Below are 13,887 nucleotides of genomic sequence, written 5' to 3' on the forward strand. Positions count from 1 at the left end.
CAAAACGAATTTAGATGTAAAAGTTCAGGGGTAGTTCCTTTTTTCGGTTATGCGTAATATTTTACCTTATTTTGCAGTAAAACAGAACAATTGAACGTCACTGCGAGCGAAATGAAATGAAGCAAGGCAGTCTTACGAAGTGTTAGATTGCTTCACTACACTACGTTCCGTTCGCAATGATGTATCAAATTTATCTATCCTCTTCACATGGCACGGATACTTACGGGAATACAGAGTTCGGGAAAACCACATTTGGGAAATATTTTGGGGGCGATTCAGCCCGCCATTCAACTTTCTCGCGACAAGAACGCGGATGGCCGCCCCAATGAATCCTTTTTCTTCATCGCGGATTTGCACTCGCTCACAACCATTAAAGATGCTGAAACCCGGCAGGCAAACGTAAACGCGGTGGCGGCGGCTTGGTTAGCCTGCGGTTTCGATACTGAGAAGAATGTGTTTTACCGACAATCCAAAATTCCCCAGGTTTGTGAGTTGACTTGGTACCTGAACTGCTTCACACCGTACCCAATGCTGGCGAACGCCCACTCTTTTAAAGACAAAGCCGATCGTTTGTCCGACGTGAATGCCGGACTATTCACCTATCCGGTACTCATGGCTTCGGATATTATTCTGTACGATGCCAACTTTGTTCCGGTGGGTAAAGACCAGCAGCAGCACTTGGAAATGACCCGCGATATTGCCTCCGCCTTCAACCATCAGTACGGCGAAACCTTTGTAGTTCCCGAAGCCAAAATTGACGAAAGCCGAATGGTGATTCCGGGTACGGATGGGCAGAAAATGAGCAAATCGTACCAAAATACCATTGATATTTTTCTGCCGGAAAAGAAACTCCGCAAGCAAATTATGTCCATCAAAACTGATAGCACTCCGCTGGAAGAGCCTAAAAACACGGAAGGTGATACGGTTTTTGCGCTCTACAGCCTACTGGCGACTGATGAGCAAATTGCTGAGATGCGACAGAAGTACGAAGGCGGAAACTACGGCTACGGTCACGCCAAACAGGAATTGTTTGAGTTGATTCAGGAGCAATTTTCTGAAGAGCGGGAAAAATACGATTACTACATGAACAATTTGCCCGAATTGCACCAAGAATTGGAAAAAGGCGAAGCTAAAGCCCGAGAAGTGGCGTTGGAAGTGCTGGATCGAGTAAGGGAGAAATTGGGGTACTAAAGTTGTGTTGTCACAAAAGTCTACTGATTTCGTTATATTTATACAGCAATAGAAGATTAGTTCATGAATTACGCTAAGGTACACGAAGCATTACGAAAGGTGCATAGTCCGGAAGATGCAGAAACAATTGTCCAGGGGTTTAATGATCTGGAGGTACAAAATCTGGATAAGCTCAAAGATGTGTTTGCTACCAAACAAGATTTGTATGATACCAGAGAAATGCTACTGAATAAAATCAATGAGACAGAAAAAAGATTATCAGATAAGATAGATAATAAAATAGACGATAAAATTAATAAGGTTTATTGGTTCTTAATAGGGCAAATCGCAGCATTGGTAATGCTGGTTTTGGCTATTCTCCGGTTGGTAAACGTTGTTTAAGAATCGAAACTTTGGACTTACTCTTCGCGACTTTCTCCTTCCTTAAACTGTTCAAAGCGTGATTTTTCTTCTTTGCGGGGAAATACGTTATCGCCAGTAAAATTAATAAGGTTTATTGGTTCTTAATAGGGCAAATCGCAGCATTGGTAATGCTGGTTTTGGCTATTCTCCGGTTGGTAAACGTTGTTTAAGAATCGAAACTTTGGACTTACTCTTCGCGACTTTCTCCTTCCTTAAACTGTTCAAAGCGTGATTTTTCTTCTTTGCGGGGAAATACGTTATCGCCAGTATCAGCGTCGGCGGTGGCTCGTCTAGGGTCTAGCACAATTTTCACAGCTTCTTTATCTTTGACAAATACTTTCGTGGCTTGCTGCTCATTTTTTCGCCAGATTTCTGCCGGAATATAATCGGTTTCAGTGGTGCCATCGGCGTAAGTAAATTCTACTAGTAGCGGAGTTACCAAGCCACCTTCGTTTTTAAAGGTTACCTCATACAGATTTTTATCGCCGTACTTCCGGCGAACCTCATCGTCGCTAGTACGGTTGCGGAATTCACCAAAGTAACGGTCATCAGTATCAGTAATAGTAAGTTTTTGCGGCGTATCCGGCCAGTTCTTAGCGTTCTCACTCGTTTCTTCGTCCTGACTAATTGTACTTTCATCTGCCGATACCGTTTTTTCTACTTCCTCTTCGGGATTAGCAACGCGGTACCATTTTACGTCATCTACCGCCACATCTACGTAATCGGTGGTGTAGAACCAACCGCGCCAGAACCAGTCTAAATCTACTGCCGATGCATCTTCCATAGTACGAAAGAAATCGGCCGGGCCTGGTTGTTTAAATTTCCAACGTTGGGCATATTCTTTAAAGGCAGCATCAAATAGTTCTGGACCCATAATGGTATTGCGGAGCAAGTACAAAGCAGCGGATGGCTTGGCGTAAGCATTATAGCCAAATTGAACAACCTGCTCTGAATTGGTCATCACCGGACGGATAAAATCCTTATTGCCCGACATATAGTTTCCGATAGTCTGCGGGGTACCAAAGCGAAGTGGCATATCAGGATAATGTTCTTCTGAAGTCTGATTTTGCAAAAACGTATTGATGCCTTCATCCATCCACGTCCACTGCCGCTCGTCGGTGTTCACAATCATCGGAAAGTAGTTGTGACCCACTTCGTGAATAATTACCGAAATCATACCCCACTTCGTTCGGTCGGAGTACGAACCATCGGGTTCGGGCCTACCAAAGTTGAAGCAGATCATGGGGTATTCCATCCCAATAGAAGCGGCGTGAACCGATATGGCTACCGGATACGGATAGTCGAAGCTGCGGTTGGAGTAGGTTTCCAACGTGTTTTTTACCGCAAACGTCGATTCTTTCTCCCACAGCGGGTTGCCCTCTTTAGGGTAGAACGACATCGCTAGCGGCTGATTGTTCTCTAGCTTCACCGCCATTGCATCCCAAATAAACTTTCGGGAGGTAGCAAAGGCAAAGTCGCGCACGTTGCTGGCACTATACTTCCAAGTTTTCTTACCCGATGATTTGGTTTGTTCATTCTCCTGAGCCTCTTCTTCAGTAACGATCATTACGGGTTGGTCAAAAGTGTTACGAGCTTTCTGTAAGCGTTGGCGTTGCTGAGAACTCAATACCTCTTTTTCATTCTGAATTGTTCCGGTAGCGGCTACAATGTGATCGTCGGGTACGGTAATTTCTACCTCGTAATCACCAAAGGTAAGGGCAAACTCCCCTTGTCCCAAAAACTGCTTGTTCTGCCAACCGTTCAGATCATCGTATACTGCCATGCGAGGGAAAAACTGGGCGATGGTGTACACGTAATTATCATCTTCCGGAAAGTACTCATAGCCCGAGCGTCCCCGATCCATCATCCGGTCGTTGATAGGGTACGACCAATCAATGCTAAATTCAACCTGCCCCTTCGGTTGTAACGGCTCGGGCAGTAGCACTTTCATCATCGTTTGGTTGATGACGTATTGCAACGGCTTGCCCTGAGCATTTTTTACTGATTTGATTGTGTAGCCACCGTCAAAATCATCGTCATGCATCACCCGCGATTGTAATAAGCGAGCGTTGATAGAATCGCGTACTTGGGAGGTTTCTATCTGCGGAGTTGCCGAATTAGCCGACCGCATGTTTTGGTCAAGCTGTAACCAAAGATACGAGAGTGGATCAGGGGAGTTATTGTAGTAGGTAATTGTTTCCGAGCCAGTAATGGACTGGTTTTCATCGTTCAACTCCACCTTAATTCTATAGTCAGCCTGCTGTTGCCAATATTTGTATCCGGGTGCACCCGAAGCCGAACGGTACTCGTTGGGAGTAGGCAATTCGGGATCAAGCTGTTCAAACTTGCCTTGGTACACCTGAGCGAATGCGGGAGTAATTAGTCCGCTAATCAGAATAATAACCAGTAAGTAAGTATATTTCATAGTATACGTAGATTTGGTTTAGCCCAACAACTCCACAAATTACTAACGGTATTGGGTTCTTTTACTGAGTACTAAAAACGGCGATAAATCAGAGGATTAGGACAATCGCCAAACTTCTTCTTCTTTTTGTCGGCCCACCTGTAGCATCAAACGAGTTGGGCTAGGCACTAGCACTAAACGAGTGAGATGGTTCGGATATTCGTCTACGTCTACAATTACACCCCCTTCAGCTGCTTGGTAAGTTACCGTATCACCTTCTTCCTGTTTCACGTACTTATTAGCCAAATATGCCGTAGGAAGCAATACATCATCGTCAGGGCATAGTTCGTCGTGTACGTCAGCTAAAATATCCTCCAGAAAGTCACCGTACTTTTCTAGTAAATCATCTTCTTCATCGTGAATGGCCTCTTCCAAGTCGTCGTACTTAGCGTCGTTATAGTCAATACTGGCTAGTTGGTTTTTCTTCTCCACCAAAGCGATCAAAGCTTTCTCTAGTTCTTCATTGTTCATGGGCTTGTTTGTTATCTTTTCAATAGTTTGGGATAAAATTCCTAACATTTAACACAAGAAGCAACGATAGTCTCTATAAATTATCGGGGCTTACCTTATAGTGATTTGATCTTGCCAATACTTATTCCGAAAAGAACAGGTGAACCACCTGATGAACCGGTAAATTTTGTAAATTGCCTCTCCGGTAATTGCTTACTCTACAAGTATTTTTTAAGACCTTTAATTTAAACCTATTATTCTCAAATATGGATCAAGCCGTGAAAACTAAAGCTGAGCAGTGGCTCAACAGTAGTGCTATTGATGCCGATAGCCAATCCGAAATTCAGCGCCTTCTTAATCAGGATAATGAGACTGACTTGGTAGAAGCATTTTATAAAGATTTAGAATTCGGAACCGGTGGTTTACGCGGGATTATGGGGGTGGGTTCGAACCGAATTAATAAATACACGGTAGGCATGGCCACGCAGGGATTGAGCAACTATCTACTAAAAACGTATCCTGACGAACAAATTAAAGTAGCCATTGCCTACGACAGCCGGAATAACAGCCGCTACTTCGCGGAAGTGACCGCCGATGTATTTTCGGCTAATGGCATTCAGGTTTATTTCTTCGATGGGCTGCGACCTACCCCGGAACTTTCGTACGCCATTCGCCAATTAGATTGCCACAGTGGGGTGGTGCTCACGGCTTCGCACAATCCGAAGGAATACAACGGTTATAAAGCTTACTGGAACGATGGGGCGCAGCTCGTGCCTCCGCACGATAAAAACGTAATTGAGGAAGTGGATGCCATTGAAGGGTTGGAAGCGGTGAAGTTTGATCGGGATGATGCGAAGGTGCATATGATCGGAACCGATATTGACGAGCAGTACCTAGCCGATATAAAAGCGTTATCTCTTTCTCCCGAAGCCATTAAAAACCAGCACGATCTAAAAATTGTCTTTACTCCAATTCACGGTACGGGAGTTACTTTGGTGCCCCCGGTACTCAAAGAACTAGAGTTTACCAATGTGCATGTGGTAGCAGAACAGGCCGAACCCGATGGCAACGGAGATTTTCCTACCGTAGTTTATCCCAATCCGGAAGAAAGCGAAGCATTAAGTATTGCTCTAAAACAGGCAACCGAAATGGATGCCGATCTGGTAATGGGCACCGATCCCGATGCCGACCGAGTAGGTATTGCAGCTAAAAACCTAAACGGCGAATTTGAGATATTAAACGGAAACCAAGCGGGTAGTATGCTGGTGCACTATCTGCTAAAAAAATGGAAAGAAGCCGGAAAACTAGACGGGAAGCAGTTCGTAGCTAAAACCATTGTAACGACCGAACTGATCCGAAAAATAGCCGAGTACTACGACGTAGATTGTTACGATACCCTTACGGGCTTTAAGTACATTGCGGCTCTCATCAAAGATAAAGAAGGCCAGCAAACCTTTATTGGCGGAGGCGAAGAAAGCTACGGCTACCTGATTGGCGATTTTGTGCGCGACAAAGATGCAGTAGCGTCCTGTGCTATGATTGCCGAGATGACCGCCTACGTAAAAGACCAAGGAATGAGCCTCTACGATTTTTTGCTGGAAACCTATGAGCAGTTTGGCTTGTACCGCGAATCCTTAGTTTCTCTTACTAAAAAGGGAAAGAGTGGGGTAGAAGAAATTCGCCAGATGATGCGCGACTTACGGGAAAATCCACCCCAGACCATCGTGGGTGAGCATGTCACCACCGTGATAGACTATTTGAAGGGAACCGAAACCGATACTGCTTCCGGTACTCAGCGACCCATTGAATTCCCGGAGTCCAACGTATTACAATTCTTCACCGAAAAAGGAACTAAGGTATCTGCTCGCCCATCGGGTACGGAGCCGAAGATCAAATTTTACTTCAGCGTGAACGATCAGCTTCCTAACCGATCAGAATTCGCCCAAAAATGGACTGCACTGGGTAAAAAAGTGGATGCGGTAATTGAGGATATGAAACTGAAATAGCTAAGATTCCTTCTTACCAAGAGAGCAAACTCAATTTAATTTTGAGCAGGTATGTCTGTTTTTTTAGCAATTCAGGCATAACCTTACCAAGGTAAGCTATAGAGCAACCGAACGAAGTAAAAATCAGCCTTTCTGGGCTCTGATGCTCTCATTTTCGGTCAAAAAGAGGGAATAATAGCAATCATACTGTACGGCAAAGAACGAAATTACATGTAAGAAATAGTCACTTTCATGTAAATATTTGTATAATTCTTATGAATTATGGCAATATTTTATTAATTTAGCCTTTAGACAAGGGCGTATACTAACTATACCATTGCTATGTCCTACAAAGAAAAACAAATTGAAAAAAAGTACTTTTCCATTGGCGAGGTAGCTAAAATGCTAAATGTGGCTGCTTCGCAGATTCGCTTTTGGGAGGGAGAGTTTGACATAATCAACCCCCGAAAGAATAGAAATGGGAAGCGACAATTTACCAAGGAGGATATAGAGAAAGTAAAGTTGGTTTACCACCTGGTAAAAGAAAAGGGCTATACATTGCAGGGAGCCAAAGATAAATTGAAGAGTGGCACTCAGGCTACTAAGGATACTATGGAGATGATTGATACTCTGAAAGAGGTTCGCTCTTTTTTAATTGACCTAAAAGAAAAAATGGATTAGTGGCAGTAGAAGCAAACGATACAGTTAACACAACAGCATATGCCATTGCACTGAGCATGACACCTATGGTTGGTGGAGCTACGGCTCGTCAACTAATTAATCATTGCGGTTCAGTGGAGGCCATCTTTCGGGATAAACCTCATCATTTAAGCCGAATTCCGGGTATCGGGCCAAAAATAATCAGTTCGTTAAAGAACAATCAGCATTTACTACAACAAGCCTACGAAGAAATTGACCGTTGCCATCGCCAAGGTATCACGATACTGGGGTATGAACATCCTCAGTACCCGGAGCGTCTCCGCCATATTTACGACATTCCGTTGGTGCTGTATTATAAAGGAAAAGCCGACTTAAATCACCAGCGAGTAATTAGCATAGTAGGAACTCGTCAGGCTACATCCTACGGCTTAGATGCCGTGGAAAAGATTGTTGCCACACTGGCTAAGTACGATGTGCTGATTATTAGCGGATTAGCTTACGGAATTGATATTCAGGCTCACCGGATGGCTATGCGGTACGGCTTACCTACGGTAGCGGTGATGGCGAATGGAATAGACCAGATTTATCCGGCTGTACACCAGAAGGATGCTTGGAGTTTTGTTGAAAAGGGTGGGCTACTTACTGAGAACCCTTTAGGGACTAAACCCGAAGCGAAAAAATTTCCAGCTCGTAACCGAATTATCGCTGGCTTGGCCGACGCGGTGGTAGTGGTAGAGGCTGCTTCTAAGGGTGGTGCTTTAATTACCGCCGATTTAGCCAATGATTACGATCGAGAAGTTTTTGCCGTGCCGGGAAGTATTCATCATCAGTATTCACGAGGATGTAATCAACTGATTCGGCAACATAAAGCGCACCTACTAAGCCAAGGTGAAGATATTATCACCATGCTTAACTGGGATTTAGAGAAAGATATAAACTACCTAACTAATCAACCTAAAATTTTTGCGCCACCGGAAGAATTGAATGAGGATGAGCAAAAAGTATATAAAGTGCTCACTCAGCACCCCGATGGTTTATTATTAGATAAAATTAGTTGGTGTACCCAACTATCAATATCACAACTAGCCGCAGTACTACTCAATCTAGAATTTAAACAATATGTGCGGGCACGACCCGGAAACAGGTATCAACTTCGAACAGTATGAATAAGCAATGGGGGAAAGAATTGAGCTATGGAGAGTTACCAAGATTATTATCAAGTGCTGGATGTAGGCTATAATGCTTCATCAGAAGACGTAAAGTTGGCCTATCGTCAGTTGGCCAAACGTTATCACCCCGATGCTAATGCGGGCGATAAGGACAAAGAAGAGATGTTTAAGCTGATAAGTGAGGCTTACAATGTTCTCTCTAACACTGATAAGAAAGCTTCTTACGATTTATCGTTACTGCTAGGGCTGTATGAAGACGAAAAATCGCGGACAACCCGTACCACTAGGGCGCGCACTCAGCCACAGTACACCTACCGTCCACCGGTGTCGGTCTATTATTCAAAACTAACTTACGTAGGAATGACTGTGCTGGTATTGGCTCTAGTTGCCTCTATCTTGCTCGTTCCATTTGCTTTATCACGTTATTCTTCCTCCTATCATTACGATAAAGGATTAGAGTACTATCAGAATGAGCAATATTACGCAGCCCTAAACAGTCTAGAGCGATCAATCTTAGACTTTGGTAGCAAAAATGTAGAAGCTTGTCTACTAGCGGGTACTATATTAAGTGAAGAATACGGTCAGTTTAATTATGCAATTGATTATATGGATCGTGGTTTGGAAGTTGCTTCCTCCGATGGGGAAAGAGTGCAGTTGCTGTATTGTAAAGGGCAGTATTTACAGGGCAGTGGCGATTATAATGGAGCTATTGAGCAGCTCAACCAAGCATTAGAGCTATGGCCACAGTACGATAGTCTATATCTTACAATTGCCAGTATTTATGCGTTTAACCTAGACCAGTACGACAATGCTATTGAATATTATAAGCAGTTACAAACGGGCGGGGAAGTATATGATGAAGTAACTTACGGGTTGGCCTATTGCTACTATAAATTGGGTGACGTTGATCAGTCGGCTCGCTATATCAATAAATATATGGTAAATTATGGCATTAGTACTGAAGCGTATTTGCTACGAGCCAAATTAAATGCGAAGCGGGGGGAATGATCGGTTGGCGTGTGAGGATATAAAAAAGCCTCCCGGCTGCATTCCGGTGAGGCTGAAAATTTGGCTAAATACTATTGTATGTAAGGTAACTCCTTATTTGGTAGCTTTATTGCATACCTGACGAATCATTTCGTAGGCTTTTAGATCACCCAACTCTCCGGCTTTGCTAAGATCTAAACAGCCTTCTTGGTGAAAACCTCGTTCAATTCGAATTACTCCGCGTAAATAATAGGCATCAGGATTCTTTGGGTTTAACTCAATAATTTTGGTGAAATCATTAATAGCATCTTCGTAAACTTGTAGTTCACGGCGAGCCTTTCCTCGGTAGTAATACGCCTGAATCAGGTTTTTGTTGAGTTTTACGGCCTCGCCATAATCGGCAATAGCCCCGTAGTAATCTTGCAGTGAAAATTTTACATTTCCGCGTTCAAGATAGGCTTCAGCAAAGTCAGGATCAGCCTCAATAGCCGAATTATAGTCCTTCATAGCACCGTGATAGTCTTCAAAAACCGTTTTGGTTTTTCCTCGCAAATAGTACGCGTGAACATTAGAAGGGTTGGCTTCAATAGCTTGATTAAATGCCATGATAGCCTCCTTGTACGAGCCTTCCTCAAAAAGCATACGCCCTTTAGTGACTAAATCGTCTGAACCGGGAAGTGCCAGTAGCGATTGAGAAATTAAGAGAGCTATAGATAAAATACAGATGGTAGCCAGATTTTTCATTTGTTTCATATAATTGGTGTCAGTGTTCTTCACTATTATTATATACGCAAAAATGAGTATAAATAATGACTTTCTGTAAATGGGTAGTACTAGCTATGCGTAATTTTATAGTAATTATGTAAATTATTATACGATAAATCTTCAAAAATTAAAAATCAATCCAATTAATATCTTTCTTTAGATGGGAAAGAGTTTTAGCTTCTGTACTGTCGGAAGGAGGGGTGTGGTTGTACTGCCAAGTAGCCAAAGGAGGTAAACTCATAAGTATTGACTCGGTGCGTCCATCAGTATCTAGTCCAAATTTAGTACCCTTATCCAATACTAAGTTAAACTCTACGTAGCGCCCCCGGCGAAGATACTGCCACTGCTTATGCTGATCCTCGAAGGAAAGATCTTTATTTTTATTCATAAAGTAGGTGTAGGTCGGCGCAAATACTTGACCTACCGCCTGCACGAAAGCGAATATATCGGTTTTCTGCTTTCCCTTTTGGGCGGTTAGGCGGTCAAAAAATATCCCACCAATACCTCGGGTCTCCTGGCGATGTTTGATATAAAAATAATCATCAGCCCATTTTTTGTAGGTAGGATAATAGGAGGGGTCAAAACGGTCGCAAACTTCTTTAAGTGTAGCGTGAAAGTATTGAGCATCCGCACGGTCTACGTAGTGAGGAGTAAGGTCAATACCTCCCCCAAACCAATAGACTCCGTTACTCATTTCAAAATACCGGACATTCATGTGAATAATCGGGACAAAGGGGTTATGCGGGTGTAGCACAATTGAAACTCCGGTAGCGTAAAATTCAGCCGAATCAAGATTGAGCGCAGTTAGAATTTTAGCAGGAGTTTCTCCGTGTACGGCCGAGAAGTTGACTCCCCCTTTTTCAATGACCGAGCCGTTATTGAGAACCCGGGAAGTACCACCACCACCGCCCGGTCGGTTCCAGGTGTCGGGGATAAATTGCCCACTACCATCAGCCTCCTCAAGAGTGGTACAAATATCGTTTTGAAGATGCTTAAACCATTCTGCTATTTTTTCTTTGGTAATCATACTGCTAAGAATTATCGAACTTTCTACCCGCGCGAAGATAGCGGTTTAGCCAATATGATTCACAGGAAGGCGAAAACGATTCATTGAGGTACTAAGCTAGATAGGATAGTTTTAGGGAAGTATGATTGCCAATGATGATGTGCTGATTCGGCCTTCACGATTGGCTGATATAGCTACCGGATCACTCCAATCACTTGCGGATATGCCATTGATTGACCTAATACGAATGTAATATAGCTGACCAGATAGCAAAACATCTTTAGCTAGCAATAATGAGTTATCCTTAGTAGTTTGATCTGCTACTAAATGCTGAGAAGAGAGTTCTTCCAGAAATATTTGCACTTGGTAATTATGCGCTGATTCGGAATGGGGCCACTGAATTTGAGATTGTTTGGAGTTTTCCTGATAGCGTAATCGCATATCTTGTACACTGGGTGCAGTGAGACGATGAGTCACTACTATATCGTCTAAAATTGCTCCGCTGGCAAAACCATCCGACCCTAAGAAGCTACGATCTCCTACATGCTGAAAACGGATAATAAATTGATCGGTATAGTTAAGCGCCAGAGTTTCTATCAGAGAATCAAGGTTGATAGAATAGCGCACATACTGCCGAGGTACTGAAGGACGGAAACTATACGCATGCTGGTAGCTTTGCCCTCCATTTTGACTAACCCAGATGCCGTTTTCTTTCTGGCTTTCTGCCTTATGGCTGTACATACGGAAGTTTAGCTCAAGGTTTGATTGATAAGATAAGTCTAAGTGAAGATCGTAGGCACTAACGCCTAATTCTCCATTGTGAGCCCGCCCCAGTGCCAAAGCGTGAGGTGAGCTGTGTCCTAACCCATCTATTATCTGAGCACTGGCATCCGGACGAATTAGTTCTTCATCGGCGGTTTTGGATAAATTACCTGCTCGCCAGAATTTGGTTAATGAATCAGATTCAAACGTTTCTATAAGTGGCAATGCGGCGTAGTATTGGTGCGGAGGTTCCTGAATGCTGATGTTGTCTAAGTAAATACCATCACTCACCGTGCGGGTACCTTCAAAGTCATCATCATCGTGCTGTTGAAAGCGAATGACAAAATGCTCGGTTAATGCGAGTTGGTGGTTGGCGGCTATTGCTCGAAGGTTTAGTGCGTTAAATTCACCCCAGGCTTTGGTAGCCCAAGAACTTCCATCAAAGTGAATAACTTTGGTAAAGTGTTGCCCGGCATCATTACTGAAGTAAACGCCATCTAGCGAATGAGTTTCGTCGTAGTGATTAAATATTTTGAAACTCAACTCAGGATTTTCAGCTTGACTCAAGTTAATGTGCAGATCAAGGGCATTGGTGTTATACAGCCGATCTACTGTGTTCCCCAATGCTATAGCATATCCCTTCGCATGAGGAACTAAGGCTACATGCCCCGTGGGAGCTACCGAAACTGCGGTATCTCGCGTATCAGGCACACTTACTTTCCAGTAAGAAGCCAGTGAGCCGTGATTAAAATCCTCAAAAAGCGGATACGAAGCATAAGTAGCCGTAGCCTTCCGGAGTTCAATATCATCCAAATAAATACCATCGCTGCTGAGCCGACTTCCTGCAAAATCATCATCATCGTGCTGCTGAAAGCGAATAACAAATTGACTGGTTAGCGGAATTTTATGCTGCTGGGCCAATCGGTTAATATTTATTGGTGGGTAAGACCCAAACTCCTTTTCTCGCCAAGCTTCCAAGTCAAAGTCAAATACCTTAATGAATTGCTGACCACCGTCGGGGCTAAAGAAAATACCATCTTGCGGATGCGTTTCATCACCGTTGTTCAGTATTTTAAATAAAAGCTCAACTTCTTTCTGAGATGATAAGTCTACTCGCAAATCCAGCGCATTCGTAGTGAGTTGTTCGTCACGCTGGCTACCCATTCTTAGGATTTTTCCGCGCAGAGAATCATAGTAGACCGATTCTACTACGCCAAAGGGCGATAGCGGCTGATTAGGTTCGGTGATATTTCCTACTGATAAGGACGGATGCCATGCTTTGCTCTCAAAACTCTCTTTAAAAGGAATAGTGGTATAAGTATCTTCAAAGGCCAGCACCTGAATATTATCTAGTTGTATGCCATCACTGTATTGGGCACTTCCAATAAAATCGTGGCTACCGTATTGCTGAAAGCGAATAATGGTTTGGTTATTAAGTGAAAGACTCTTCTTACGGGCTAGTAGTGTTACATCTAGGGGAGAAGGAGTGCTCATGGTTCGGGCACTCCATTGGTCAAAAGAAAAGCCATAAATCTTGGTAAAAAATTTCCCTCCATCAGTACTAAGGTAAATACCATCTTGCGGATGGCTTTCTTCTCCGTAGTGAGCAATGTCAAACTGTAGTAACACCCGGGAATGAAGCGATAAATCCAAAGGTAAGTCCAGGCGATTTATTACTAGCTGTTTGTTGCCATCGTGCAGCTTTCCTAGTCGTATCACATAATTGGTATCCGGTGCAGTAAGTCGGTAGGTATTAACTACTCCGTTATCTATTCCCGGTTTAGCAACCCAGGCATCTGATACAATACCGGCCTCAAAATCATCTGAAAAAATAACATTTTGAGCTAGTGCAGTAGTAGCACTCAACCAGCTAATAATGAAATAAATGATAGGTATAGGTAATTTGCTCATTTAACTATTCATGTAATATTTAGTGTAAATTTACAATTTTTTAGTTAAAAAATTAAATTAATTATTATATTTTTTATATAAATATGCTTCCAAGGCTGTTCTGTCTTGTTTGTAGAAATACAGTGAACAAGTAAT

General features: G+C 43.1%; 11 protein-coding genes. 6 read left to right on the forward strand and 5 right to left on the reverse strand.

Annotated features, from left to right (window positions below; all coding sequences use genetic code 11):
* Positions 1-207: 207 nt before the first annotated feature.
* A complete protein-coding gene (gene trpS, locus P0M28_RS21295; RefSeq protein ID WP_302204952.1) occupies positions 208-1,191 on the forward strand; it encodes a tryptophan--tRNA ligase in 984 nt (327 codons plus the stop codon).
* A 63-nt stretch (positions 1,192-1,254) separates the two neighbouring features.
* Complete coding sequence (locus P0M28_RS21300) at positions 1,255-1,572, forward strand: hypothetical protein (RefSeq protein ID WP_302204953.1); 318 nt, start codon at positions 1,255-1,257, stop codon at positions 1,570-1,572.
* A 208-nt stretch (positions 1,573-1,780) separates the two neighbouring features.
* On the opposite strand, the gene P0M28_RS21305 is transcribed toward P0M28_RS21300, so the two are convergent.
* Both P0M28_RS21305 and P0M28_RS21310 read right to left on the reverse strand, forming a co-directional pair.
* Complete coding sequence (locus tag P0M28_RS21305; protein WP_302204955.1) at positions 1,781-4,018, reverse strand: M1 family metallopeptidase; 2,238 nt, start codon at positions 4,016-4,018, stop codon at positions 1,781-1,783.
* A gap of 96 nt (positions 4,019-4,114) precedes the next feature.
* Entirely contained in the window at positions 4,115-4,528 is a 414-nt protein-coding gene (locus P0M28_RS21310) for a hypothetical protein (protein ID WP_302204957.1), read from the reverse strand.
* Between the two features lie 245 nt (positions 4,529-4,773).
* Between P0M28_RS21310 and P0M28_RS21315 the strand changes: the two genes are divergently transcribed.
* The 4 genes from P0M28_RS21315 to P0M28_RS21330 all read left to right on the forward strand — a co-directional run bounded on the left by P0M28_RS21315 (position 4,774) and on the right by P0M28_RS21330 (position 9,329).
* Positions 4,774-6,513, forward strand: a complete 1,740-nt coding sequence (locus tag P0M28_RS21315) for a phospho-sugar mutase (protein WP_302204958.1) — start codon at positions 4,774-4,776, stop codon at positions 6,511-6,513.
* 321 nt (positions 6,514-6,834) lie between these two features.
* Positions 6,835-7,173 (forward strand): MerR family transcriptional regulator, encoded by a 339-nt coding sequence (locus tag P0M28_RS21320; RefSeq protein ID WP_302204959.1) that lies wholly within the window; start codon positions 6,835-6,837, stop codon positions 7,171-7,173.
* 56 nt (positions 7,174-7,229) lie between these two features.
* Positions 7,230-8,318 carry a DNA-processing protein DprA gene (dprA, locus tag P0M28_RS21325; protein WP_302204960.1) on the forward strand — a complete coding sequence of 363 codons (1,089 nt, stop codon included), beginning with the start codon at positions 7,230-7,232 and terminating at the stop codon, positions 8,316-8,318.
* Between the two features lie 27 nt (positions 8,319-8,345).
* Positions 8,346-9,329 (forward strand): J domain-containing protein, encoded by a 984-nt coding sequence (locus P0M28_RS21330; protein WP_302204962.1) that lies wholly within the window; start codon positions 8,346-8,348, stop codon positions 9,327-9,329.
* A gap of 93 nt (positions 9,330-9,422) precedes the next feature.
* On the opposite strand, the gene P0M28_RS21335 is transcribed toward P0M28_RS21330, so the two are convergent.
* From P0M28_RS21335 to P0M28_RS21345, 3 genes are all read right to left on the reverse strand, one after another.
* A complete protein-coding gene (locus P0M28_RS21335) occupies positions 9,423-10,061 on the reverse strand; it encodes a tetratricopeptide repeat protein (protein WP_302204963.1) in 639 nt (212 codons plus the stop codon).
* 139 nt (positions 10,062-10,200) lie between these two features.
* Positions 10,201-11,100 carry an oxygen-dependent coproporphyrinogen oxidase gene (gene hemF / locus P0M28_RS21340; protein ID WP_302204964.1) on the reverse strand — a complete coding sequence of 300 codons (900 nt, stop codon included), beginning with the start codon at positions 11,098-11,100 and terminating at the stop codon, positions 10,201-10,203.
* Positions 11,101-11,211: 111 nt separating this feature from the next.
* Positions 11,212-13,752, reverse strand: a complete 2,541-nt coding sequence (locus P0M28_RS21345) for a fibronectin type III domain-containing protein (RefSeq protein ID WP_302204966.1) — start codon at positions 13,750-13,752, stop codon at positions 11,212-11,214.
* Between the last annotated feature and the right edge of the window lie 135 nt (positions 13,753-13,887).

Origin of the sequence: Tunicatimonas pelagia, from assembly GCF_030506325.1 — a bacterium.
Classification (GTDB): Bacteria; Bacteroidota; Bacteroidia; order Cytophagales; family Cyclobacteriaceae; genus Tunicatimonas; species Tunicatimonas pelagia.

Excerpts from the sequence above, each read along its gene's own strand:
- trpS (WP_302204952.1), top strand. The coding sequence starts at position 208 with ATGGCACGGATACTTACGGGAATACAGAGTTCGGGAAAACCACATTTG.
- P0M28_RS21300 (WP_302204953.1), top strand. The coding sequence starts at position 1,255 with ATGAATTACGCTAAGGTACACGAAGCATTACGAAAGGTGCATAGTCCG.
- P0M28_RS21305 (WP_302204955.1), bottom strand. The coding sequence starts at position 4,018 with ATGAAATATACTTACTTACTGGTTATTATTCTGATTAGCGGACTAATT.
- P0M28_RS21310 (WP_302204957.1), bottom strand. The coding sequence starts at position 4,528 with ATGAACAATGAAGAACTAGAGAAAGCTTTGATCGCTTTGGTGGAGAAG.
- P0M28_RS21315 (WP_302204958.1), top strand. The coding sequence starts at position 4,774 with ATGGATCAAGCCGTGAAAACTAAAGCTGAGCAGTGGCTCAACAGTAGT.
- P0M28_RS21320 (WP_302204959.1), top strand. The coding sequence starts at position 6,835 with ATGTCCTACAAAGAAAAACAAATTGAAAAAAAGTACTTTTCCATTGGC.
- dprA (WP_302204960.1), top strand. The coding sequence starts at position 7,230 with ATGACACCTATGGTTGGTGGAGCTACGGCTCGTCAACTAATTAATCAT.
- P0M28_RS21330 (WP_302204962.1), top strand. The coding sequence starts at position 8,346 with ATGGAGAGTTACCAAGATTATTATCAAGTGCTGGATGTAGGCTATAAT.
- P0M28_RS21335 (WP_302204963.1), bottom strand. The coding sequence starts at position 10,061 with ATGAAACAAATGAAAAATCTGGCTACCATCTGTATTTTATCTATAGCT.
- hemF (WP_302204964.1), bottom strand. The coding sequence starts at position 11,100 with ATGATTACCAAAGAAAAAATAGCAGAATGGTTTAAGCATCTTCAAAAC.
- P0M28_RS21345 (WP_302204966.1), bottom strand. The coding sequence starts at position 13,752 with ATGAGCAAATTACCTATACCTATCATTTATTTCATTATTAGCTGGTTG.